Origin of the sequence: Massilicoli timonensis (assembly GCF_900199515.1) — a bacterium.
GTDB lineage: Bacteria > Bacillota_I > Bacilli_A > Erysipelotrichales > Erysipelotrichaceae > Massilicoli > Massilicoli timonensis.
Genome location: NZ_LT963433.1, coordinates 38233 through 62080, shown reverse-complemented (window position 1 = coordinate 62080; position 23848 = coordinate 38233). Strand labels below are relative to the sequence as shown.

General features: G+C 36.9%; 19 protein-coding genes and 17 tRNA genes. 33 read left to right on the top strand and 3 right to left on the bottom strand.

Annotation, left to right across the window (positions count from 1 at the left end):
- The first annotated feature begins 48 nt into the window (after nt 1-48).
- The 19 genes from C1712_RS00860 to pepT all read left to right on the top strand — a co-directional run bounded on the left by C1712_RS00860 (nt 49) and on the right by pepT (nt 9675).
- Nucleotides 49-429, top strand: coding sequence for a desulfoferrodoxin family protein (locus tag C1712_RS00860; RefSeq protein ID WP_102265950.1), 381 nt, complete (start codon nt 49-51; stop codon nt 427-429).
- 348 nt (nt 430-777) lie between these two features.
- On the top strand, nt 778-2625 hold the full coding sequence (locus C1712_RS00855) for a YgiQ family radical SAM protein (RefSeq protein WP_102265948.1): 1848 nt from the start codon (nt 778-780) through the stop codon (nt 2623-2625).
- Entirely contained in the window at nt 2622-3119 is a 498-nt protein-coding gene (locus C1712_RS00850; RefSeq protein ID WP_102265946.1) for a cytochrome B, read from the top strand. The genes C1712_RS00855 and C1712_RS00850 overlap by 4 nt, the downstream gene beginning before the upstream one ends.
- A 120-nt stretch (nt 3120-3239) precedes the next feature.
- Nucleotides 3240-3668 carry a DUF4430 domain-containing protein gene (locus tag C1712_RS00845; RefSeq protein ID WP_102265944.1) on the top strand — a complete coding sequence of 143 codons (429 nt, stop codon included), beginning with the start codon at nt 3240-3242 and terminating at the stop codon, nt 3666-3668.
- Nucleotides 3669-3796: 128 nt separating this feature from the next.
- Nucleotides 3797-4387, top strand: coding sequence for a xanthine phosphoribosyltransferase (locus C1712_RS00840; protein ID WP_102265942.1), 591 nt, complete (start codon nt 3797-3799; stop codon nt 4385-4387).
- 278 nt (nt 4388-4665) lie between these two features.
- Nucleotides 4666-4741: transfer RNA gene (locus tag C1712_RS00835), tRNA-Val, on the top strand.
- 7 nt (nt 4742-4748) lie between these two features.
- A tRNA-Thr gene (locus tag C1712_RS00830) sits at nt 4749-4824 on the top strand.
- 16 nt (nt 4825-4840) lie between these two features.
- Nucleotides 4841-4924, top strand: a tRNA-Tyr gene (locus C1712_RS00825).
- Nucleotides 4925-4951: 27 nt separating this feature from the next.
- Nucleotides 4952-5027: transfer RNA gene (locus C1712_RS00820), tRNA-Gln, on the top strand.
- 5 nt (nt 5028-5032) lie between these two features.
- Nucleotides 5033-5106 (top strand) — tRNA-Gly (locus C1712_RS00815).
- Between the two features lie 4 nt (nt 5107-5110).
- Nucleotides 5111-5186, top strand: a tRNA-Lys gene (locus tag C1712_RS00810).
- An 8-nt stretch (nt 5187-5194) separates the two neighbouring features.
- A tRNA-Gly gene (locus C1712_RS00805) sits at nt 5195-5268 on the top strand.
- A gap of 19 nt (nt 5269-5287) precedes the next feature.
- A tRNA-Val gene (locus C1712_RS00800) sits at nt 5288-5363 on the top strand.
- Nucleotides 5364-5370: 7 nt separating this feature from the next.
- Nucleotides 5371-5446: transfer RNA gene (locus C1712_RS00795), tRNA-Thr, on the top strand.
- 12 nt (nt 5447-5458) lie between these two features.
- Nucleotides 5459-5534, top strand: a tRNA-Lys gene (locus tag C1712_RS00790).
- Nucleotides 5535-5748: 214 nt separating this feature from the next.
- Entirely contained in the window at nt 5749-5913 is a 165-nt protein-coding gene (locus tag C1712_RS12595) for a hypothetical protein (RefSeq protein WP_178200731.1), read from the top strand.
- A gap of 370 nt (nt 5914-6283) precedes the next feature.
- Complete coding sequence (locus C1712_RS00785) at nt 6284-7456, top strand: M20 family metallopeptidase (protein ID WP_425435986.1); 1173 nt, start codon at nt 6284-6286, stop codon at nt 7454-7456.
- Nucleotides 7457-7945: 489 nt separating this feature from the next.
- Entirely contained in the window at nt 7946-8386 is a 441-nt protein-coding gene (locus C1712_RS00780) for a DUF2383 domain-containing protein (protein ID WP_180963032.1), read from the top strand.
- Between the two features lie 71 nt (nt 8387-8457).
- A complete protein-coding gene (pepT, locus tag C1712_RS00775) occupies nt 8458-9675 on the top strand; it encodes a peptidase T (protein ID WP_102265936.1) in 1218 nt (405 codons plus the stop codon).
- Between the two features lie 512 nt (nt 9676-10187).
- Here pepT and C1712_RS00770 read toward each other — a convergent pair.
- Nucleotides 10188-10823 (bottom strand): pentapeptide repeat-containing protein, encoded by a 636-nt coding sequence (locus tag C1712_RS00770; protein ID WP_102265934.1) that lies wholly within the window; start codon nt 10821-10823, stop codon nt 10188-10190.
- Between the two features lie 226 nt (nt 10824-11049).
- Between C1712_RS00770 and C1712_RS00765 the strand changes: the two genes are divergently transcribed.
- The 7 genes from C1712_RS00765 (at nt 11050) to C1712_RS00735 (ending at nt 11664) form a co-directional block, all read left to right on the top strand.
- Nucleotides 11050-11126: transfer RNA gene (locus tag C1712_RS00765), tRNA-Arg, on the top strand.
- A gap of 5 nt (nt 11127-11131) precedes the next feature.
- Nucleotides 11132-11208, top strand: a tRNA-Pro gene (locus tag C1712_RS00760).
- A 7-nt stretch (nt 11209-11215) separates the two neighbouring features.
- A tRNA-Met gene (locus tag C1712_RS00755) sits at nt 11216-11292 on the top strand.
- A 14-nt stretch (nt 11293-11306) separates the two neighbouring features.
- Nucleotides 11307-11383 (top strand) — tRNA-Ile (locus C1712_RS00750).
- A 13-nt stretch (nt 11384-11396) separates the two neighbouring features.
- Nucleotides 11397-11487 (top strand) — tRNA-Ser (locus C1712_RS00745).
- Nucleotides 11488-11508: 21 nt separating this feature from the next.
- Nucleotides 11509-11585 (top strand) — tRNA-Met (locus C1712_RS00740).
- Between the two features lie 3 nt (nt 11586-11588).
- Nucleotides 11589-11664, top strand: a tRNA-Phe gene (locus C1712_RS00735).
- 340 nt (nt 11665-12004) lie between these two features.
- Here C1712_RS00735 and C1712_RS00730 read toward each other — a convergent pair.
- Nucleotides 12005-12289 carry a peptidoglycan-binding domain-containing protein gene (locus C1712_RS00730; RefSeq protein WP_245858021.1) on the bottom strand — a complete coding sequence of 95 codons (285 nt, stop codon included), beginning with the start codon at nt 12287-12289 and terminating at the stop codon, nt 12005-12007.
- 217 nt (nt 12290-12506) lie between these two features.
- Here C1712_RS00730 and C1712_RS00725 point away from each other — a divergent pair, with 217 nt between their 5' ends.
- The 4 genes from C1712_RS00725 to C1712_RS00710 all read left to right on the top strand — a co-directional run bounded on the left by C1712_RS00725 (nt 12507) and on the right by C1712_RS00710 (nt 18830).
- Nucleotides 12507-14306, top strand: a complete 1800-nt coding sequence (locus C1712_RS00725) for a DUF4365 domain-containing protein (protein ID WP_102265932.1) — start codon at nt 12507-12509, stop codon at nt 14304-14306.
- A 478-nt stretch (nt 14307-14784) separates the two neighbouring features.
- Nucleotides 14785-14937, top strand: coding sequence for a helix-turn-helix domain-containing protein (locus tag C1712_RS00720; RefSeq protein WP_281254593.1), 153 nt, complete (start codon nt 14785-14787; stop codon nt 14935-14937).
- Between the two features lie 46 nt (nt 14938-14983).
- Nucleotides 14984-16900, top strand: a complete 1917-nt coding sequence (locus C1712_RS00715) for an ATP-dependent nuclease (RefSeq protein ID WP_102265930.1) — start codon at nt 14984-14986, stop codon at nt 16898-16900.
- Nucleotides 16890-18830, top strand: a complete 1941-nt coding sequence (locus C1712_RS00710; protein ID WP_180963031.1) for a UvrD-helicase domain-containing protein — start codon at nt 16890-16892, stop codon at nt 18828-18830. The genes C1712_RS00715 and C1712_RS00710 overlap by 11 nt, the downstream gene beginning before the upstream one ends.
- Before the next feature lie 157 nt (nt 18831-18987).
- Here the strand turns inward: C1712_RS00710 and C1712_RS00705 are convergent, their stop codons facing one another.
- Nucleotides 18988-20307 carry an ISL3 family transposase gene (locus C1712_RS00705; protein WP_180963030.1) on the bottom strand — a complete coding sequence of 440 codons (1320 nt, stop codon included), beginning with the start codon at nt 20305-20307 and terminating at the stop codon, nt 18988-18990.
- A gap of 554 nt (nt 20308-20861) precedes the next feature.
- Between C1712_RS00705 and C1712_RS12590 the strand changes: the two genes are divergently transcribed.
- The 3 genes from C1712_RS12590 (at nt 20862) to C1712_RS00700 (ending at nt 23811) form a co-directional block, all read left to right on the top strand.
- Nucleotides 20862-21233 (top strand): hypothetical protein, encoded by a 372-nt coding sequence (locus C1712_RS12590; RefSeq protein WP_180963029.1) that lies wholly within the window; start codon nt 20862-20864, stop codon nt 21231-21233.
- Between the two features lie 425 nt (nt 21234-21658).
- The gene (locus tag C1712_RS12515; RefSeq protein WP_146003290.1) at nt 21659-21907 is read left to right on the top strand and encodes a hypothetical protein; all 249 of its coding nucleotides are present in this window, start codon (nt 21659-21661) and stop codon (nt 21905-21907) included.
- A gap of 62 nt (nt 21908-21969) precedes the next feature.
- Nucleotides 21970-23811 (top strand): recombinase family protein, encoded by a 1842-nt coding sequence (locus tag C1712_RS00700; protein WP_102265924.1) that lies wholly within the window; start codon nt 21970-21972, stop codon nt 23809-23811.
- Nucleotides 23812-23848: the final 37 nt, after the last annotated feature.

The window sequence follows — 23848 nt, the reverse complement described above, 5'->3', positions numbered from 1 at the left end:
GAAAGCGATCATTTGCATCGCAAAAGGCGAAAGCCATAGGAGGATAACATGAAAGTATATAAATGTTCAGTTTGCGGTAATGTAGTGGAAAAAGTATTTGATAAAGGGGTTCCGGTATTCTGCTGTGGGAAACCGATGGAAGAATTGACACCAAATACAACGGATGCGGCAGTGGAAAAGCATGTACCGGTCGCAAGTGTGGAAAACGGTGTTGTTTCGGTCAAGGTTGCGGATGTTGAGCATCCGATGACACCGGAACACTGGATCACTTGGATCGCGGTAGCTTATGATGGACATGTGGCAAGAGTGAACCTGAGCGCCGATGACAAACCGCAGGCGGTATTCCCGATCGGAGATTATCATGGACCGATCACTGTGTATGAATATTGCAATCTGCATGGTCTTTGGAAGAGCGAAATCGAAGCATAGGCAAGCGTACTAAACAAGAAGAAAAACACCCCGACAGATGTGGAAAGCACGATCGTGTTCCTTATCCAAAGGGTGTTTTTTTTACTTTGCTTGGCAATAGCCGTTAGGATATAGACAGATGGATAATAAAGCGGTTTGGCTTGCTTGCGCATCACGATAGATGTTTTTTTTGATCACTGATCTTTCATGATCGCTGATCGGATGGAAAGAGGTAAGAAAAAGAAAGGAAATGCTTTTTAATTAGATATTTTCAATTAGGGTTTTACATGTTAAAATCTACTGGTATAGATTGATGAGATGAAAAATACGATGAAAGGATCGTCTTGGAAGGAAAAGGAGGGAAATGGGATGGCTTTTTTACCGACAACGAAAGAAGAAATGCAGGAGCAGGGCTATGAACAGGTCGATTTTATCTATGTACTGGGTGATGCCTATGTCGATCATCCTTCTTTTGGCTGTGCCATCATTACCCGCACCTTGCAGGCATTTGGTTATAGCTGTGCCATTCTTGCGCAGCCTGACTGGCATAAGGATGAGGAGTTTTTACAATTCGGTACGCCGCGCCTTGGCTTTTTGGTGTCCGCCGGCAATATCGATTCAATGGTCAATCATTATTCAGTGAATAAACGAAGAAGGGATCAGGATGCTTACAGTGATGATGGGATCATGGGGAAACGACCGGATCGGCCGACAATCGTTTATACGCAGATCCTAAAACGCTTATTTCCCGATGTGCCGGTACTGATCGGCGGGATCGAAGCGAGCTTGCGAAGACTGGCGCATTATGATTATTGGGATGATAAAGTACGGCGGTCGATCTTGATCGATTCACAGGCCGATCTTTTGATGTTTGGGATGGGAGAAAATACGATCGTTGAAGTGGCTGATGCTTTGAACAGCGGTTTGGCAGTGCAGGATATTTGTTATATCAGAGGAACGGTGTGGAAAAGCAAAACTTTGGATATGATCGTTGATGACTATATTCTGCTGCCGAGCTATGAACAGGTAAGAACCGATAAACGCGCCTATGCGAAAAGCTTTATGATCCAGTATGAAAATCAGGATGCGATCAATTCTAAAATGCTGATTGAAGCTTATGAGGGCTGGTATGTGATCTGTAATCAGCCGCCGCTGCCATTGACACAGGAACAGATGGATTTCACTTATTCACTTCCCTATGAGCGCACCTTTCACCCTAAATATCATTATGTGCCGGCGATCGAAGAAGTACAGTTTTCCATTACGAGCAACCGTGGCTGCTTTGGCGCATGTGCATTTTGTGCCATTACCTCTCATCAGGGGCGTGTCATCTCGACACGAAGTGTGGAAAGTGTTGTAGCGGAAGCCAAAACGATCACACAGATGAAAAATTTTAAGGGATATATTCATGATGTCGGCGGACCCAGTGCTAATTTTTCCCGACCTGCCTGTGATAAGCAGCAGACACATGGCGCCTGTGCGAAGCGGCAGTGCTTATGGCCGACGCCATGTCCGAATCTGAAAGTGAATCACAGTCATTATGTCGATATGCTGGATCAAGTCAGAGCGCTGCCAAATGTCAAAAAGGTATTTATTCGCTCCGGTATCCGCTATGATTATCTGATGTATGACAAGGATGAAACCTTTTTTGATCGTTTGGTGCAGCATCATATCAGCGGACAGTTGAAAGTAGCACCGGAGCATGTCAGTGCACCGGTTTTGGATAAGATGGGGAAACCGCGTAAAGAACTGTATTTGCGTTTTGTCGATCGTTATTATGAGAAAAATAAACAGTTCGGCAAGAAACAGTTTCTGGTGCCCTATCTGATGAGCTCACATCCGGGCTGTGATCTCAACAGTGCAATCGAATTGGCGTGTTATCTGAAAAAGATCCATCATACACCTAAGCAAGTGCAGGATTTCTATCCGACGCCCGGAACTTTGGCAACCTGTATGTATTATACCGGATTGGATCCGCGTAATATGAAACCGGTCTATGTTGCGAAAACCTATGAAGAAAAGCTGGAACAGCGGGCGCTGATGCAGTTTAGCTATCCGAAAAACTATGAAATCGTTTATCGGGCATTGAAAAAGGCTCATCGTGAAGATCTGATCGGGAATGGTCCGAAATGCCTGATTCCCAAAAACAAACCAAAGCAAAATGCTTCATTCAAGCAGGAACGCGCGCATCGACAGAAGCGCTATTCAAAAACATGAGTACGAGGCAGCTGACCCGTACGGCGATCATGGCGGCGGTACTGTATGCGATCTTTCGGATGTTTGCGGATATTTTATATCTGGAATTGATCACCTTTTCACTGCTGTTATTTGCGCTGGTATTTGAACGCAGGGAAGTGATCGCTGCGGCGGGGATCTTTGCGCTGCTGCAGTTGCTGCTTCATGGCATCATGCTGTGGAATATCGCATACCTCATCATCTTTCCCACTTATGCGCTGCTGTTTTCGCTTTCACGGAATTGGCTGCGAAAACATGAGGGAATCATACCGTTTTATTGCGCATGTTTTTCGTTTTTATGCGGACAACTGGTCGATCTGCCGTTTCTTTTGTTTGATGCAAGAGTTACGATGCTTTATGTTTTGATGGGAATGAAGACCTCTTTGATTCAGGCAGGATTGACTTTTATCGCTGCCCTGTTCCTTTATGAACCGCTGTTTCATGTTTTGACGAGGATCAAAAAGCAGGTTGGCTGATAAGGAGCAGGTAAGCGGATCCTAGCGAAGAAAAGTGAAATAAGATGTGTACATTATGCGGATAGCAGCGATAGGTCGAGCATCCAAGGTAGGGGGATTTAAGAAAAGGAGAATTGGGATATGAAAAGAAAAATGGTATATGCGCTAATGGCACTGCTTCTGATCCTTTGTGTGGCAATCGTATCTGAATGGATGAAGCCATCCGCGGAAACAGGAGAAAAACAAATCACGGTCATCGTCATGGATGAAAGCGGGGATACATCAAAACAAGTATGGGAGAAAACCTATCAAACCGACACAGAGAATTTAACGGCTTTTTTGAAAGAAAAAGAGGAACTGGATGCGGCAATCGTTGAAAGTGAATACGGTTCGCTGCTGAATGAGATAGCCGGGTTAAAGCAAGATATGGAAAAAGGACCATGGCTTGTGTTTGAATCGGAAAACAATCGTATTTGTGTGGAAGCGGGGATGTGCCCGGCAATGGATGATGTGTTGATAGAGGATCAAGATGTCTTTGTATTTCGCTTGATCTCATCTTTTTCTTCATAAGCGGAAGATGAAGTGCTCATGATACGGTGAATGAAGCAGAGAAGTATGCTGGTTGAAGGTAGTTTCTTTATTTATGCAAAGGGAATGACTAGATAAGCGGCAAGAAGTGAAAAAGGGAGTGAATGACAATGAAACGATTAGAGGAGCGGATCCGTAAAGACGGCGTGGTCAAAACGAGTCAGGTTTTGAAGGTAGACAGTTTCTTGAATCACCAGATGGATGTTACTTTCTTTTATGAAATGGGAGCAGAATTCAAACGGTTATTTGCGGATCGGCCGATCAATAAGATCTTAACGATCGAGGCGAGCGGAATCGGAATTGCGATCATGGCAGGTCTACATTTCGATGTGCCGGTCGTGTTTGCGAAGAAAGCACAGACAAGCAATATGGATGAAGATGTCTATGCGACACAAATTCATTCTTTTACGCATGATCGAATGAATCGGGTCGTGGTGTCAAAGCAATATCTGCATGCGGATGATCACGTATTGATCATTGATGATTTCTTGGCGAATGGCTGTGCGCTGGAGGGGCTGATCGATTTGGTGAAACAGGCGAACGGAACGGTAGAGGGCATCGGCATCGCCGTGGAAAAAGGGTTTCAGAAGGGCGGCGATCGTTTGCGAAAGCAGGGATATCGCCTTGCATCATTGGCGATCGTAGAGTCGATGGATGAAACAAGCGGAGAGATCGTATTTCGTGATCAGAAGGAGCAGTAAAAGTGAATCAGATCAGCAGAAAGGCATTAGGTGCACTGCTGATCTTGTTTTCTCTTTACACTTATTTCTGCCTGTTTTGCATATGAAATCGCTTGTTTACAGCACTTGGAAGCGAATGCGGATCGACAGGAAAAACATGAGTAAAAATGGGTAAAAACACACTAAAAATACGCTAAAATACAGTGGTTCAAAAAGTGGAAAAAAATAAAAAAAGTTATTGACACCATATAGGTGCCATGATATTATATATGAGCACCAAGCAAGGATGTTAAAAAGATGGAGGTTTAGCTCAGTTGGGAGAGCGTCTGCCTTACAAGCAGAGGGTCAGCGGTTCGAGCCCGTTAACCTCCACCATTTATTTGCCGACTTAGCTCAATTGGTAGAGCAACTGACTTGTAATCAGTAGGTTGTGGGTTCAATTCCTATAGTCGGCACCATTTATAAATCATACATGGGAGAGTAGCGAAGTGGCTAAACGCGGCTGACTGTAACTCAGTTCCTTTTGGTTCGGCAGTTCGAATCTGTCCTCTCCCACCATGATTTTATTTTATATTGGTAAGTAATTGGGGTATAGCCAAGCGGTAAGGCACAGGACTTTGACTCCTGCATTCCACTGGTTCGAATCCAGTTACCCCAGCCATGTATGCGGATGTAGTTCAATGGTAGAACTTCAGCCTTCCAAGCTGACTACGTGGGTTCGATTCCCATCATCCGCTCCATTATGACCCCTTAGCTCAGTTGGTAGAGCATTTGACTTTTAATCAAAGGGTCGGGCGTTCGAATCGCCCAGGGGTCACCATTTTTTATGCGGATGTAGTTCAATGGTAGAACTTCAGCCTTCCAAGCTGACTACGTGGGTTCGATTCCCATCATCCGCTCCATCAAGATCACTTTATATTTGGAGGTTTAGCTCAGTTGGGAGAGCGTCTGCCTTACAAGCAGAGGGTCAGCGGTTCGAGCCCGTTAACCTCCACCATTTATTTGCCGACTTAGCTCAATTGGTAGAGCAACTGACTTGTAATCAGTAGGTTGTGGGTTCAATTCCTATAGTCGGCACCATTTTTTTATTATGACCCCTTAGCTCAGTTGGTAGAGCATTTGACTTTTAATCAAAGGGTCGGGCGTTCGAATCGCCCAGGGGTCACCATCTGCTTATCGTGGAAGTCTTGCAAGTAGGAGATTTCCTTTTTTTTATCGGAAAGGGAAAGGGCAGATGGAAGGATACATTTGAATAAGAAATGTGAGGCATGTGAAGAAGGCAGTGGCAGGATCCTGTTTTTTACATATAGATAAATACATGGCAGTATGCATGAGCAAAGGAAGCATGCACCATCAAACAGGGAAAAAGGGGAGAGGTCAATATGCTGGAAGCACTGAAAAATCTGTTAAAGATCAAATCGATTATGACGTTAATTGCCGGATTTGTATTTGGATATATGGCAATCAGCGGGAAATTGCAGGCGGAAACTGCTGCCGGAATCATCACAATGGTGTTCACGTTCTATTTTACCAAAGAGACAAAATGAAACAAATATGGCATTGTGATGAAATGAGCGAATCGCATCTTAAAAATAAAGCGTAAATGAGATGAAAAAGGAAGCATGAAGAACGGTGGCGCGACTATCGTTCTTTTTTGTTTTCTGTCCTGTTTCTTTTTGGATATGAGGGACACGAATAGGGAAGCGGTTAGGATATTGAAAGCATAGAAAGATGCACAAAAGTTTCTATACGCTTTTTTTTGATCCAAATAAGAATGAAGGATTACGACTGTTTCAAAAAGAGGGGGAATTGCATCTTACATTATTTTCATCTTTTTCAGGATTTTTTGCTCAGCTGAGATGAAAGCAGAAGAAAAGCATGATACAATAGAACTATAAATCAAGTATAGGAGGGATCGTGTTGAGAGAGCAGATCATAAAAGAAATTGAGAGTCATTTAGAAACGTATATGTCTTATGTAAAACAGATGTATGCGCACCCGGAAGTGGGCAATGAGGAATTTGAATCTATGAAAATGCTGGCGCAGGGATTAAGAGAACAAGGATTTCAAACACAGGAAGGCTATATTGTTCCGACCGGCTTTATCGGCATTTATAAAGGGAAAAAGAAAGGACCGGTCATTGCCTATTTATGCGAGTATGATGCGCTTCCGGAAGTCGGGCATGGATGCGGACATAATTTGATCGGACCGATGTCATTGGCGGCCGGTGCGGCACTGAAAGATGCTGTCGATCAATTCGGCGGGGAAATTCGTGTCATCGGCACGCCTGCAGAAGAAAATTTCGGTGGAAAAGTATCCATGGCGCATGCACATGTTTTTGATGATGTGGATGTAGCGATGATGATTCACCCGGATACAGATGATCGATTGGGCGGCAGAACCCTGGCTTTGAATCCTTTGAAATTTGAATTTCATGGTGTGAATACGCATGGCTGTTCCCCGGAGAACGGCAAGAGTGCCTTGGATGCGGCGGTTTTGAGTTATTTGAACATCAACCTGCTAAGACAGTACGTATTGCCGCACACTTATATTCACGGTATTATCAGAGAAGGGGGAGAAGTGGCGAATGTAATTCCTGCCTATGCGTCATTGGAGTATTATTTCAGAGGCACGACAATGGCTTATGTGAAGGAATTATCGCAGCGGGCGATTGATTGTGTGGAAGGAGCCTGCAAGGCAAGCGGATGTACTTATGAGGTTTCCACTTATGAGTGTCCTTATGAGGATTGTCGGATCAATTATACATTATGCCGGTTATTAGAGGAAGAATATCATCAGGTTGGCAGAATGAATGTGGAGCCGGTGGAAGAAGAACCGTTTGGATCAAGTGATATTGGAATCGTAAGCTATATCTGTCCGGCTTTGCATGGCTATGTAAAGATCGCGGAACACGGTGTAAACGGTCATTCTAAGGAAATGGCAAGCGCAACGATCAGTGAAGCAGGAAAAAAGGGACTGCGGGATGGTGCGATCGCTTTGGCGATGATCGGTTATCGACTGCTTTCGGAGCAGGGTCTGTTAGAGGAAGTCAAGGCTGAATTTCAGCAGCAAAAAGAAGCGGGGTGCTAAAAGATTTGCGAAATAGGAAAAGGGATCGCTGCAAATGACTAGATGTTAAATAAAATAGATGATAATCAAATAGCACAGATAATCAAGATAACATGGATAATCAAATAGCATAGGTGATCCATGAGATAAAATAATAAATAAAGGGAAAGCAGATAGAGACAAAAGGGGTCATAGCAAGGACGCCCTTTTGTTTTTTATGCTTAGCTGATAAATGGATTGATGTAGTAGTGATGAACAGGGTAGAAAGAACAATGTATGAATCAATAGGAGAGAAAGCGGTGTGAAATCGAAAAGGCTGGGGGGGGATAAAAGCGCATGCTATAAAAAAGAGATCATACGAACAAGAATATAACTGATTAAGAGCGCATCATCGAGTGGTTGATTTGGAAAGGTATAAGGGAAGTGGGAAAAACCATCAAAACGTATTTTGGAACTTTGCGGATTGACTTGTCGCTTATGACGCATACTACAAGCAAAGGAGTGAAAATGATGGATAAGAAAATGAAAGATGAGCTGGAAAAACTGCTGAAAGGAACACATATGGGGATTTTTACGTTCGATGACCTTCTGGAAAAAGCGGATTGCAAAGAACTGCGGGATCTGATGCGTGAAGCAATCGCATTGTTTCATAGACATGAGGAACATCTGATCCGCTATTTGCATGATCTAGGAGAGGAAACACCGAATGAAAAAGGTATGGACGAACGATTTGCGGATCTTATGACGATGGTAAAACATCTGGTTGTGAACAATGACCGCGAAATTGCCGATGAGGCATTAAAAGCGATCGACATGGGAAAAAAGGCACTTCATGATTTCAAGGAACGCTATCAAGTACCGATGGCATTGCAAAAGCTACTGCAAGTAATGGGTGATGATTATGAAACGATCTATCATAGGCTGCATCGCATCGTTTTGACAAATGAATAGGATCTGCATCTGCTTTCTTTTTGTGCAATCACATCGGAAATGATATAATAGCAGCAAATGGAGGTAGAAATATGACGGTAACGGAACGATTTTTAGATTATGTCGCATATGACACACAGTCTGATGGAAAATCAAATACTGTGCCCAGCAGCGAAAAGCAGTTGGCATTAGGCAAACATCTAGTGGAAGAACTGCATGCGCTCGGCATTGAAAATGCGCATTTAGATGAATACGGCATCGTGTATGCCTGGCTTAAGGGAAATGTAGAAGGTGTGGAAACGATCGGTTGGATCGCACATATGGATACAGCTTCGGAGATGTCTGGCAAGAACGTAAAGGCAAGAGTTGTGCGAGATTATGACGGCAAAGATATCCTATTGAATGAAAAGGAACAGATCGTTATGAAAACAAGCGAATTTCCTTTTCTGAAGGAATATGTCAATGAGGATTTGATCGTAACCGATGGTACGACGCTGTTGGGCGGTGATGATAAGGCCGGCATCGCGATCATTATGGAAGCGCTGGATTATCTGGTGCATCATCCTAGTGTTTTGCATGGACGCATTGCGATCGCTTTTACACCGGATGAAGAGATCGGACGCGGCACCGATCATTTTGATATTCAGAAATTCGGGGCTAAATTTGCTTATACAGTGGATGGAGGACCAATCCAAACGATCAGCTATGAGACTTTTCACGCAGCATCGGCATTGGTGGAAATTCACGGCAGCAGCATTCATCCCGGCAGTGCAAAGGGAAAGATGATCAATGCGGCTTTGGTAGCGATGGAGCTGCATCAACTGCTTCCGGCTTTGGAAACGCCGGCTGCCACCGATGGTTATGAGGGCTTTTTCCATCTTTGTGAACTGCATGGAGCAGTGGAAGAAGCACGGATGGAGTACATTATCCGCGATCATGACAGAGAGAAGTTTGAGCGAAAAAAAGCGCTGATGGCAGCGGCAGTTGGCTTTATCAATACTAAATACGGTACGGATTGTGCGGTGCTGACAATGGAAGACTCTTATTACAATATGCGTGAAAAAATAGAAGAGGATATGAGCTGTGTGGATTTGTTGGAAAAGGCATATGCGTCGCTTGGTATTGCCTTTGAAGTGGAAGCGATTCGCGGAGGAACGGATGGCGCACGTTTGACATATGAAGGCCTACCATGTCCCAATATTGGAACAGGCGATCATAATTGCCATGGAAAGTATGAATTTGTAGTAGTTTCGCAGATGGAAACCGGTGTGAAGTTATTAGTTGAAATGGCTAAATTGCAGACTGAATAAAATGGGCAGTAAGGAAGGATGAATGCTAATTAACACTTATAGTATGAATAATTGCCGGATGGCGGTGATCGTGTGAAATGAAATGATGTTATATTTTTATGATAGGATGCAACAGATTTGATGAGTGAACAGTAGGAAGCGCCTAAAAGGGCGTCGCTTTGATTGCTTGACTATGTGGGAATAAACACTTATTTTGTGAAAAAAGAGCATCCTGTGGCATAGAAAGCAGGATAAAAGCAAAAACAGAAGAGCCGATCTGAGTTAGGAGATGCGTATAGGGGCATTGAGATGGTGGCGCATTGATCGATCAGATCGGTTTATTGATGGTTCTTGATAAGACGATTGATGTCGGGAAATGAAATAAGTGATGAGCGATATGGATACTTTTCATTTATGACTGGCTGTATATTAGGGAAAGGGGATTTTTGGTGATGCGGTTGATGGCGCAAATTGATCGCGCTGCTCATACTGATGATCAATGCCGATATAGCAGGATAGTGGGGCGCATGATGTTAAACAATTTCGATGCCGAGCAAAGCGACCAATGAGATCGCCTGTTCCTGATTGACTTTCATTCCTTTGATGGTATCCAGTGAAAGGAGAATTCCTTCGATGGTACTGGTAGAAAGATCGACACAATTCATTTTTGTATGATGAAATTCACACTGATTCAAATTGCATTCCTGAAAGATGAGATGCTGCTGCTCACAATCGTTAAAAGAGCTGTTGGATAAATCGCATTGAATAAAAGCACATTGCTTGAAGGATGAGCAGGCGCCGTTGAAGTAGGCTGCGCTGCAATTTTGAAAGGTCGTATTGCGAAAAGTGGTATTGGTGAAATCGGCGCCAGTCAAGCGACAGTCGATGAAGATGCAGCGATGAAAAACAGCGTGGGATAAATCGAGATTGGAAAGATCGCAGTGGTCAAATAGGAGATCCATACCGTCAAAGCGTTCTAAATTGCACTTGGAAAAGATGCAGTGATCAAATTTGCATGATGAAAGATGCAGGCGTTCTCCACATTGTTCGATGTGCAGATGATCAAAGCATGTTTGTTCGTAGTAGCTGTCTGTCAATCGGTTCTTTTGGTATGGAATCAGCTGATCGTTTGAGAGCTTCGGCATTTCAATGACAGTTGTTTTTTTCATGGCAGTCCTCTTTTCTTTAGGGAGATGTGCACTGTTATTATAAAAGGAGAATGTGGAAAAGGAAAGAGGGGATGATGGGAAAAGCGACGGAAAGTGATGAGCAAGAGTGGCTTAAGGAGCGGAGAAAGGAAATCGATTGGAAAATATAAAAAAGTTGAAAAAAAGGGTTGCGTTAGCGAAAGATATTTGGTATTATATACAAGCCTGATAACTGGCTGATAAATGTGCGCCCATAGCTCAACTGGATAGAGCGTTTGACTACGGATCAAAAGGTTGCGGGTTCGATTCCTACTGGGCGCGCCATACTGCGGGATGTAGCACAGCTTGGTAGTGCACTTGATTTGGGATCAAGGGGTCGCAGGTTCGAATCCTGTCATCCCGACCATTTAGATGGCTAGGTAGCTTAGTTGGCTAGAGCATCCGGTTCATACCCGGAAGGCCGTGGGTTCGAGTCCCACCCTAGCCACCATTTTGATAAAAAATGGACCCTTAGCTCAGTTGGTCAGAGCATCCGGCTCATAACCGGTGGGTCGTAGGTTCGAGTCCTACAGGGTCCACCAGTAGAAAACATCTGGAGGAATACCCAAGTGGCTGAAGGGTCCGGTCTTGAAAACCGGTAGGTCGGGAAACTGGCGCCTGGGTTCGAATCCCAGTTCCTCCGCCATTTTTGAAAATCTTTATACATCGCGGGATGGAGCAGTCTGGTAGCTCGTCGGGCTCATAACCCGAAGGTCGTTGGTTCAAATCCTTCTCCCGCAACCAAATGGTCTCGTAGCTCAGTCGGTAGAGCAAAGGACTGAAAATCCTTGTGTCGTTGGTTCGATTCCGACCGGGACCACCATTTTGTAGATGAATGAGTTTGGCAGTGAAATGTCAAGCTCATTTTTCGTTTTTATGAAAATTGTTTGTTGGGAAGTGTAATAAAACACGGTCTATTTCCTGAGTGTTTCAGGGGATGTTCCGTGTTTTTATTGGTTATATCACACTTATTGTGTGTTATGCTGTTAAGTGAATGTGCTAATGTTTATTTATTGTTGCAGATCCGATAAAGCTTTTCAGCATGTGCATTCTTTGCGTTGGAAAAGCAAATGGTATCATTTGTTTTATCGCATAGATCACAATGATAACACTTATAGTATTCAAATATAGCATTCAAAAAGATAAAGATAAGAATAAGATTTTTATGGATCAATAACGGTGTCTGTTCTTCCGATACCGACTGCTTCTGCTACTAGTCTGGTCCATGTTGCACAACCGCATATGCCATCTGCACTTAAGTTGTTATTGCGCTGGAATGCCATCAAAGCATTGCGGGTGTTGGCACCAAAAGCACCGTCTAAAGTTCTCGTCGAATAGCCTAAGGCGTTTAATGCATCTTGTAAGACTAATACGTAGACACCGCGGCTGCCGCTTTTAAGCAATGGATAGCCGGCTCGACAGGCAGGCGTGCCATAGCGTTTGTCCATGTGAACCCATATTGGATTGAAGTTAAGGGAATGGATTTCTATATAAAATTCAGAAAAATATGCTGTTTTTAAGGAAAATCTTTGTGCATTTACAGAAAATCTCTGTTCATTAGTTTACATTACTTGTATAATGGATATAGTTGAGAAAAAAGAGGGTTTTAAAGAGTTCTTTGAATTAATACAGAAAATAGAAAGTAAAAAAAGGAGTTGATGAAATATGGCAAAGTTTAATAGCAAGACAATAGAAACTTTATCTGTAAATGCTGTTCGAAACAGTATAACAGTTTGTCCTCTTTTAGATGAATTTGTTGCAGATAATGACAAAGAACCATCATGGGATGGAAATATATATATTTATGATAACAAAAAGAAAACCAAAGACACATTAAAGGGAAGAATACCAATTCAAGTAAAAGGCAAATTTGCTAATAATTTTTCAAATAAAGAAATAAAATATTCTATGAATGTTATTGACTTAAAAAATTATTTAAAAGATGGTGGTGCAATTCTTTTTGTTGTGTATGTAAATGAAAAATCAGAAACAAAAATATATTATAGAGAATTGACACCAATGAGACTTAATTTTTTGCTAAATGATATAAAAGGAAAGAAAACAAAATCTGTTACTTTATATGAATTTCCAAAGGACAAGAGTTCTAAAACTACGATCTTTCTTAATTGTTTACAAAATTGTAGAAAGCAAGCAAGTTTTGTAGATACAAAATTAGAATCTTTGGAAGAATTAGAAAAAAAAGGATTATTAGAAGGAATAACCATTCCTTTCTCAGGAATAGGAATAAATGATCCTCAAGAAGCATTATTAAAAAACGATGTTTATTTATATGCCAAAATAAAAGGATGTAATATTCTTCAGCCTATTGAAATAATTCCTCAAGAGAGATTTACGCATCACGAAATACACAAAGAAATAACGATTAATAACAAAGTGTTTTATAACTCCTATTTTGTTACTGAATCATTAATAGAAACAACTATAAAGCTTGGAGATAGTTTTAAGATTATTATTACAAAAGGAAGTAATACATGTAGAATAAAATATAAGGATTCATCTTTTATGAGAATTCTAAATAGAGATTTAGATTTTATGCTTTCATTTATTGAAAATGGATATTTTCAAATTGAAGATACAAAATTCCCATTTGATGAGAATAATGCAGATTTTTCAAATTTTAATATAAAAGATCAAAGACAACGTTTAGATTATATTCGTAGAGGGGTTCGTGTTTTTGATATTTTAAAATGTAATTCGGACTTAGATTTATCTACATTGACAGATGAACAAGCTAGAAATCTCTTTCGCCTATCTGTGGCATTGCTAGATAATAAACCTGTTTATGGTTTGAGAGAAGATCTTCCTATAATTACTTTGTTCCCTATTGGGAACCTGAATTTTCTTATAGTTTTACAAAGAGATAAATCAAAAGAAAGAATTGAACATATGCTATTTGATTTTTTTGATAAAGATATGCAGGTTGGGTTTACTGATGAAAATGAACAACAAATTTTAGTTTCAAAATATGAGTTATTAATTGATAGAAATTTATTAGAAATTTCTAATCTTCGTACAGAAAATTTTCTAATTGATTTTCAAAAATACCAAAAAGATACAAATTTTGAAAGACCTATACGATTTTTACTTACTTTGCTAAACTCCTATGATTTATCTAATGATAAAAGAAAAGATTTGTTAAATACATCATTTAATTTTGCTACTTGGATAAAAAATAGCGCTATAGAAACAGATTATGCTATAAATGAAATAAATTATTTGCAAGTGATTAAGAGAATGCGTTCTTTAAATGAAGATGAACAACTATGCCTATGGAATATTATAGAAAACAAAACTACTAATGATATGTGTAAATTAGGTGCATATTTGTTATTAGATCAACATGTTCAAGCTAGAAGGTATTTTAACAAATTAAAATCTAATCAAAAAGAGGAATTTACTAAATATCCAATTTATCGTTTTTGGAAAACGAAGGAAAATAAATAAGAAATAGAAATTCTAATATCAAATTAAATAGATATACATATTTAAAAAAACGAATAAAGATGCTTCCTAATACTGTGATAGAGATAAACGGTAAGAATGAAAAAACATACGCTATTGACAAGGATGCTCTTATGCTAGAAATCTATTGCAAGATTGTTAATAACAATAATGAACTTTTTAATTTACTTGCATGACAAAAGAAATCAATTATTCTAACAATAGTTATTCAGCGTAAGATGGAATCTAAAGGAAGGCAGAGATAAAACGTCAGTATGACAATCATGAATTATATTAGATATATTATCAATTACTAAATTTAATTAATCAATATCAAGTAAATCTTTCTATTTTTACAGAAAAACTTGTTATTTAGTTAATATTGCCTATATAATAAATATAAGTAAAGAAAAGAGGAATTTATGATGGATGTTTGTTACAACAAATTATTTAAACTTTTAATTGATAAAGATGGAAGAAAATGGAATTTGCAGAAAAAGCAGGAATCAGTCAAAATACGATGGCTAAGATTTCTAAGAATCAATATGTATCAATGGAAGTATTAGTAAAGATGTATAGAACATTAGAATGTAGTGTTGATGATATTTTAGATATACGACCAGAGAAAAATTAAATAAATAATTATAAATCTCAAATGTTTTGAATTAAGGAGGTTAACGATGATAGTATCTAAATTAGAACTCTATAATTTTAGACAATTTAAGTCCAATGGAGATTTACCGGGATTATCAATTAGCTTTCATAAAGGTTTAAATGCACTTATTGGAGAGAATGATTCTGGAAAAACTGCGATTATTGATGCTTTAAAAATAGTTCTTCTTACGCAAAGTAACGAGTATGTACGACCAACAGATGAAGATTTTTATACTGATGAAGATGGAAACGTGGTAAAAGAATTTTGTATAAAATGCACTATTAATGATTTTACACAGAATGAAGCTAAAAACTTTGTTGAATATTTATGCTTTGAAAAAAATGGTGATACAATCAAATATTCTATGAATCTACATTATCGTGCTTGGAAAGATAAGAACAGAATATATTCCGAATTGAGAGTCGGTAACATAGATGACAATATTATCTTGGATGGCAAGGCAAAAGAACTTTTAAGAACAGTATATCTAAAACCACTTAGAGATGCTGAACGAGAAATGAGTTCAGGTAGAAATTCAAGATTAGCACAAATCTTATCAGGTCACTCTTTGTTTGTGAATAAAGAAGAACATAGACTGAAGGAAATATTGTCAAAAGCAAATGAAGATATTGAAAAATATTTTACCGAAGAAGAAGGAAAAGAAGTATTAGAAACAATCAGAAACAATTTATCTGCGTTTAATGTTTCTAATACTTCATCTGAAGCACAGTTAAAAGTTGCTGATATTCAGTTGAAAAAGATATTAGAGAGCTTATCTCTAAGAGTTTCTGAAGTAAATCCGGGATTGGGAGAGCTGAATTTATTATTTATTGCAGCTGAATTATTGCTATTAAATGCTGATTCATCTGGAGGGTTGAGACTTGCATTGATAGAGGAATTAGAGGCACATTTACATCCTCAAGCTCAGCTTCGATTGATTGATTATTTACAAAAAGAATATGATAATTCAGGTACTCAAATAATCATATCTACGCATAGTACGATTTTGGCTTCAAAGGTGAATTTAAAGAATATAGTTTTATTAAAAAATGGAATTGGCTATGATATGACATATGGAAATACTGAGCTAGAAAAAGGAGATTATTTATTTCTTCAAAGATTTTTAGACGCAACCAAGGCTAATTTGTTCTTTGCAAGAGGTGTGTTAATGGTTGAAGGGGATGCGGAGAATCTTTTATTGCCTGTTTTGGCAGAGGTTTTAGATTATCCACTTGAAAAGTATGGAGTATCTATTGTTAATGTTGGAAGTACTGCTTTTTTAAGATATTCCAGAATATTTGTTCGTAAAAATGGAGATAAAATAGATATTCCTGTTTCTGTTGTTACAGATTGTGATGTAAAACCATATGATATTGATCCAATAACAAAAGAAAAAAAGTTTAATGAAAAAGTAAATGAATCCGAACTGGTAGAAAAAGAAAAAAACAAAAAATACACAAGTGGTTCGGTTTGTGGTTTTACTTCACCAAGATGGACATTGGAATATTGTATTGCTTTAAGTTGTCTTCAGGAGAAATTTCATAAAGCAATTCGCTATGGTAAGAAAATAAAAAATAGCGATAAATATGCACTTACAGAAGATAAAATAGAAGAAGTTAAAAAAGAAATAACGGAGGACAATGATAAATGGAAAGGATTATCTCATTCGGAAAAAGCATTTGAAATGTATCGACTGATGCTGAATGAATCAGATAAAAGCGGTCTTAAGGCAATTGTTGCTCAGTGTTTAGTTGCTCTAATTAAGTTAGATATTTCAATACTTCCTGAAGGATTTACAGAAGTAGATATGTTTGACCTTGATTTGTATCAATCTAATATTGATGAAACTAAGAAAAAAGAATTAAGTGATAATATTTTAACCGATCCTTATCTTAAGTATTTAGTAGATGCTATAAAATATTCAGTGAATTTTGAAAATTAGCGAAAGGACTGATAATTTAATGAGTGAGATACATATTAATGATGAAGAAATAGAAGAAGTTGAGAAACTACTTTTACCTGATTTTTGTCATTTTCCCGATGATGCAAAAAAAGTCATCTGTTGTTGGAAATCATCAGATGTTGCTGCTTGTCCTGGAAGTGGTAAAACTACGGTATTACTTGCAAAATTAAAATTATTAGCTGAAAGAATGCCTCTTCCTGATGGAGCTGGAGTATGTGTTTTATCACATACGAATGTTGCTGTTAATGAAATAAAAATAAAATTAAATGAATATGCAGATAGACTTATAAATTATCCAAATTATGTTGGAACAATACAATCATTTGTTGACAAGTTTGTAACAATGCCTTATTTACGCAATATTTCAGGTCGTAATATTCAAGTAGTTGATAATCGTACATATGCAAATCATATGTTGATTAAAATGAAGAGCAGGTCAAAGTATAGGGCGTTGAAATTTGTGGTAGAAAAAAATTTTGAAACGGGTAATCAGTTCACCGATCAACTTGAACATATAGAGGCACTACATATACGTGATAATGGGACTTTATGCATAGGAAATCAGAAAAGAGCACTAGCAGGTGCGGATAAGCCATCAACGGAACAATTTAAAAACTTAATTTCAAATTTGTTAAAAGAAGAGGGTATGATTCGATACAAAGATGCTTATTCATATGCTAAGGAAGCTATGGATAATTTATCTGAAGCATATACGGAACTCTTTTCAATGCGATTTAAATATGTATTTATTGATGAATATCAAGACTGTGATTTAATACAAAGACAAGTTCTAAATAAAATTTTTGATAAAAACAAAACTTGCGTATTTCATATTGGCGATCCAGATCAAGCTATATATGATTCTGAGAAAGCTCAAGAAACTGAGTGGTTACTAAATGAGGAATGCATGGAAATGGCTTCTTCTAATCGGTATGGACAGGAGGTTGCTGATGTTTTGGTGAATTTAAGAACCGAAAAGAGAAAAATTATCTCGTCTAAAGGATATTTATCTTATGTTCCAACTTTGATTGTTTTTAATGAAGATACAAGAGATAGAGTGGTTGATGCATTTATTACTGCGTTAAATCAAAATGAATTATATGATTCTAAGGGAATTTATAAAATGATTGGACTAGTAAAACGAGAAGAATTAGCTGGATTAAAAATTGGTGATTACTGGGATAAATTTAATCCTAATATTAATGTAAAAAATCCAAATAGATACTGGAATTATATTGATAAAATAGCAAAGGATTTACAACAAGGAAAACTATATTCAGTAGAAAATGAAGTGAGACGGCTTTTATGTAAATTATTTGGTTATACGGGGAGTATTGATTCTGCAACTGGCAATAAATATACAGTGCATTCTATAAAAAGTATTTTATCTGAAAAATATTTTGATGTATATACTGATGGATTTCTTCGATTATCTTCATTGCAGAGTTATACTATTGAAAATGTGAATGCAGTTATTAGAGAAATAGCGAATAATATTGTCGGTGCAGAATGCAATGAAACAGATGCATTTTTGAAAGTTCCACTATATTTTATGGATGAAACAAAATTAATCGATTCAAGTAAATCGGGTTTGAATATTTATTTTGATGAAACGCATAATAGAAAAATTATTTTTGATACAGTGCATGGTGTTAAAGGCGAAACACACGATGCTACGTTATATTTGGAAACTGAAAATAAAAATTCTTCTGACATAAAACGCATCTTACCTTATTTAGGAGTTGGCAAGTTAGGGAGCAGCAAGGAAGTTGAACAAAGTAGAAAATGTGTTTATGTAGGTATGAGTAGACCAAATAAGCTACTTTGCTTAGCGATACAAGAAAGTACCTACATAAAGTCAAAATGTGTTTTTTCAGATTGGAATTTAATTGATTGCAGAAGTGGATGATTTTATTTAAAAATTGTAATGTAAACTGGTGCGTGGTTTTGGGAAATGACGCTATAAACTAGTGCGTTGGTAATAAGAAGAAAAGCAAATGAAAAATAAGATAAAAAATCTTATAAAAACATTTGCTTTTTATATGCCGAGAATATAGGTAAGATGATTATAATGAATGATTTTTCTTAGAATTTTTATCAGACTTTAAGTGATCATTAATAGAATAGAAAACTTTTTTATTAAGAGCTAAAAGACATCTTTTTCTAAATCTAGTGAAATTAGTAACACCATTAGAAATCGCCAGATAAGTACGTATCTGACCATTGATGTTTTCAGAAAGAGAGTTACTAAGCTTTCTATTATCAAAAGGTCTTTTGAATGAATTGAGTATTTCAATTTTCCAATTGTTAAGGAGAATAATAAACTCATGATATTCAGGAATCTGTGCCTCTATAAAAGCCTCATAAATAGAATTAAACCATTGTTCACAATTTTCTTCAGTTGCTTTCTGATTAAAGAGTAAATACATCTCTTTCAAACGATATGCAAGAGCTAAGTTTTCACTAATATCCAATATCATATCAAGCAGATCTCTTTTGTTCAACTTTCTATTAAATCGTTTGTTGTAGACAGGTTTATTATCTAAATAAACATCTTTTTCGATCAAATCTTTCCAAGTTTTTAAGAGATAATAACTATTACTGTTGTATTCCACTTGATAAAGGATATTAAGACGAATGCGAGTGAAACAATCCATGAGGTGTTTTACAACATGGAAAGGATCAACAGCGATAATAGCGTTCCTTAAATAAGTAGCAGCGATATCTTTATAAGGCAACCACATATCAATCGTTACGTATTTCACGTTATTTCTCTCTGCAAGAGGTATTTTATCGAAATAGCGTTTTAATTCAGCCTTAGAACGAGAAGGAAGAATTTCAAATAAGGATCTATTTACATTATCTACCATAATGCATAAATAAGCAGAATCTCTACGATTTGCCATCTTAGAATGGATTTCATCGATACCAATTGATTCAGGAAGATGAATTCTAGGGATATTGACAAAGCTGTCAAAGTAACGCTGTACTTGCGTAATGGAGATGTGATTGAGTTGAGCTACCATAGAATAAGTATAGTTGAGATTGGAAAGAGATTTCATAATGTTATTCAAAGCAAGGTAAGAGTTTTTGAAGGTAGAGAAAGTAAAAGGATTCTTACCGGAGAAAGTACGAAGACATTCGTTGCATTGATAACGATTATTTTTGAAAACGATGACACACTTACGATCAGTAAGTTTAGGGTGATTGATATATTTAGGACGATGATAACCATTGGAGTGGAAAATACCACTACAGTAAGGACAAGGAGGATTAGTGGGTTTAAGAGCAATAAAAAGTTGGGTTAGATCAGGAGAAGATTTGATATCAGAAAATTGAATCAAATTTTTGTCGATATTGAATAGATCTGTGATAAAATCATACATAGGTTGATACCTCCTTCGTGTTAAAGTTTCACGGCAAAGAAAAAGTAACATGAAGGTTATTTTTTTCATAGTAAAAGTGGACACCCACGCAAGGTGTTAAAGGGTATCCACGCATGAAGTTAAATAGGTTTGAAAATAGCCACGAAAAAAGTTAAAGGTCCTCCACACCTACGCATCAATTTAAAGCGCCTTTAAAATAGCTACGCAAAAAGTTAAAGCGCCCTTTTTTTATTAAGAATGGAGGATGATTTGAATAAAGAGAAGCAAGGAAAATTACGTAATGGATATATAATAATCTTTGATAAATTATTTGATTATGAGAATGCTGATTTTAAAATATCTAATTTATTTGGATTGTTATATCGTCTATCAAGAAAGCATGGATGTATCGGCTAGCACTATTGTTCGATCTTTGAAAATATTGAAGTGAGATTATTTGATTTCCGTTGAAAAAATTCCAAGTGAGAACGGAACTTATTCACAACGAAGAATTTATGTTCATACCAATTTCAAAAAAGAAACAGATGATTCTATTTGCATATCTTCCCTAGTCAGTGAGTGATGCTTCACATAATAATATAAAAGAAAAATACAAGGATTATGTAGGTCATACAGTATCATTAGGATTTGAGAATAGAGTATCACTTCCCTTAATCCAGTTATATGGGTTATGTGAAGAATTTGGAAATGAAGTAATCTGCATAATGATCTATTATATTTCTGAAACTTTATGTGCAAGTGGTAAAGTGTATAATGATTATTATCATCTTATTCGAAGTAAGATGAATGATAATCCTAAGAAACATTTAAATCCAAATAGTGATTGGTATCGTCATCAAAAACGCCAATATCAACGATATTTTGATGAATTTAATCGAAAAGTTAGCGGTATAGTGCACGAAGAATTTGATCTTGAAACAAATTAGATTTTAATTGAAAAGTGTTAGAAGATTTTTAGTGAAATTTGTGTCGTGAATCTATATCCTGAAAAGGTTTACGATACTCAATTCCTTATGTCGTGCAAAATGCAATACAAATGAAATTGTTTTGTGTCAATGACACTAGTTGTTTGTGTCATAAGATGAGTTATTTTGTATCAAACGACTATATTGTAATAATTGCAATACAACATAAAATCATATGGAATAAACGCATTACTAAATCAAATGGTTGATGACATTCATGATACATGACACAAAAGTCTAATATATGCTTTGAACAAAGCTTAAAACTAACTTCTAGTAAGTTGTTCAAGAGGAGAATGAGTGTATCATTGCACTACATTCTCTTATCCTGCTAAATTTCAAATATTGAAATTTTAGATAAAATATCAGAGAAGAATGGAGGGATTTTGCAATTATGTAATCAAAATAAAACTTTGAATTTAAAGGATTCTCATAGAATGAGAAAACAACACACTACTGATTCATATGATACTGTAGGAGATGTATCTATGCGATCAGATAAGCCAAAGTCAGTTGTTTCAAATACAAATGGTAAACACACTTATGAAGTTCATTTTATAAATGGAACAGTGGATATGAAGGAGTTATTAAAAGAACTGATTGCTTGTAGGATGGATAAAAAATATGAGCATTAGGGCGCTGTCAAATAAAGGAAAGCACGACATAATAGTGATACAGAAAGGCAGGTATCATTATTATGATTGATTTTATGGTAGAGACAAAAGATCGTGATGTTGTTCTTTATTTAAGATTATCAAGAGATGATCGAAACAAAGGCCTTTCTATATCCATTGAAAACCAAGATAAGATATTAACACGATTTGCGAAAGAAAATCATTATGCGATTAGCGAACGGTATATTGATGATGGAGAAAGTGGTTATTCATTTGAACGTCCAGAATTTGATCGTTTGAATAAAGATATCGCATCTGGTAAAGTGAAACGATTGTTAATTAAAGATATGTCAAGATTAGGAAGACATAATGCTCGTGCCCTTCTGTTTATGGAAGATGCAAGGGATTATGGTTGTGAAGTCATTGCATTAGATGATGGATATTCTAATTTTCAAGATAATGATTCTACGATTGGTATTAAAACATGGCACAATGAACTGTATGTCAAAGAAGCAAGTAAGAAAGTAAAGAATGTCATTCACATGAAACAAGATGATGGAGAATGGATGACAACTCCACCTTTTGGATATCGTAAAGTGAGTAAGAAAAGTGCTCAGTTAGTAGTTGATCCAGTGAATGCTAATGTAGTAAAACGTATCTTTCAAATGTATGGGGATGGTTATGGTATCTTACAAATTGCTCGTACACTAACAAGAGAACATATTCCAACACCATCTCGTTCTTTACATGAATTTCGTTTAAAAAATGGAGTAGATGATAAGAGTAAATATACTGATGTTTGGAATGATTCTTGTGTGCGTAGGATTTTAATGAATGAAACGTATCTAGGAACTTTAATTCTTCATAAAGGAGAATGTGTGAAGATTAGAGGAAAATATCAAAAACTTCCTAAAGAGAAATGGAAAATCTTTCAACATCATCATGAAGCAATTATTGATGAAAAGTTGTTTTGTATTTGTCAAGAAAAGTTAGAAAGTAAGAAAGTACGGTCTAAAAGAAAACGAAAAATTCATGAGAATGTATTTCATGGTTTATTATATTGTGCAGACTGTGGCAGTCTATTAAAGCCCTCTAGAACAATAAAAGATATTCGAGAAGGAAATACTCACTATTACTGTTCAACTTATCTTAAACAAGGCAAAACAGCGTGTAGTTCAAAGTCTGTAACTGAACATGAACTAAAAAAAGCAGTTACGATATTCTTGCAGCGATGCAGAGATGTATATAAAGATTTTTTAGAAGAACAGATTCATGCTGATACAAAAGATGAAGATATAAAGCGTATTTCTAAAAAGATTACTTCTCATAAAACAAAAGTTACTCAGTTAAAGTTAGAAGTCAAACAGTTGATTGAAAATAAGATGAGAGAAAGTATGACTGAACCTGAGAATTATGAAATTATACAAGAATCTTATCAATCTTTGATTGATGAAAAAGCAAAAATGATGAAAGAGTGTGAAGAGAATATATCGTTATTAGAAAAAGAAATAGAGAGTTACTCTTTGCATGAAGAACGATTTACAACAGCACTAGATGTGATAGATGAAATGATTCATAAACAGGATTATAGTAAGAAAGAACTACAAATACTATTTCATAAAATTGTTGTGCATGATAATCGAATTGTATTTCACTTCAAGGGATATTTTTCGTATAAAATTGATGCGAATGTTATGATAGTTGATGAAGAAAAAGAAACATATCGTAAAGCAATCATTGAGGAGATTGGAAAACAAGTGGTAGATCAAATGTTTTCTTTGAAAAGTGTTCATCAAGCTTTACTCGATCAAGGTTATACGTATTCCTATAAAGGTATTTTTATGAAACAGATCAAGCAGTTAGAAGTTGAAGGTGTGATAAAAAGACCTCATAAAAATAAGAAGGCAATTTATCTAAGGGAGTAGAACCTATTATTGTTTAATGTTTTCAATACTAAATCGT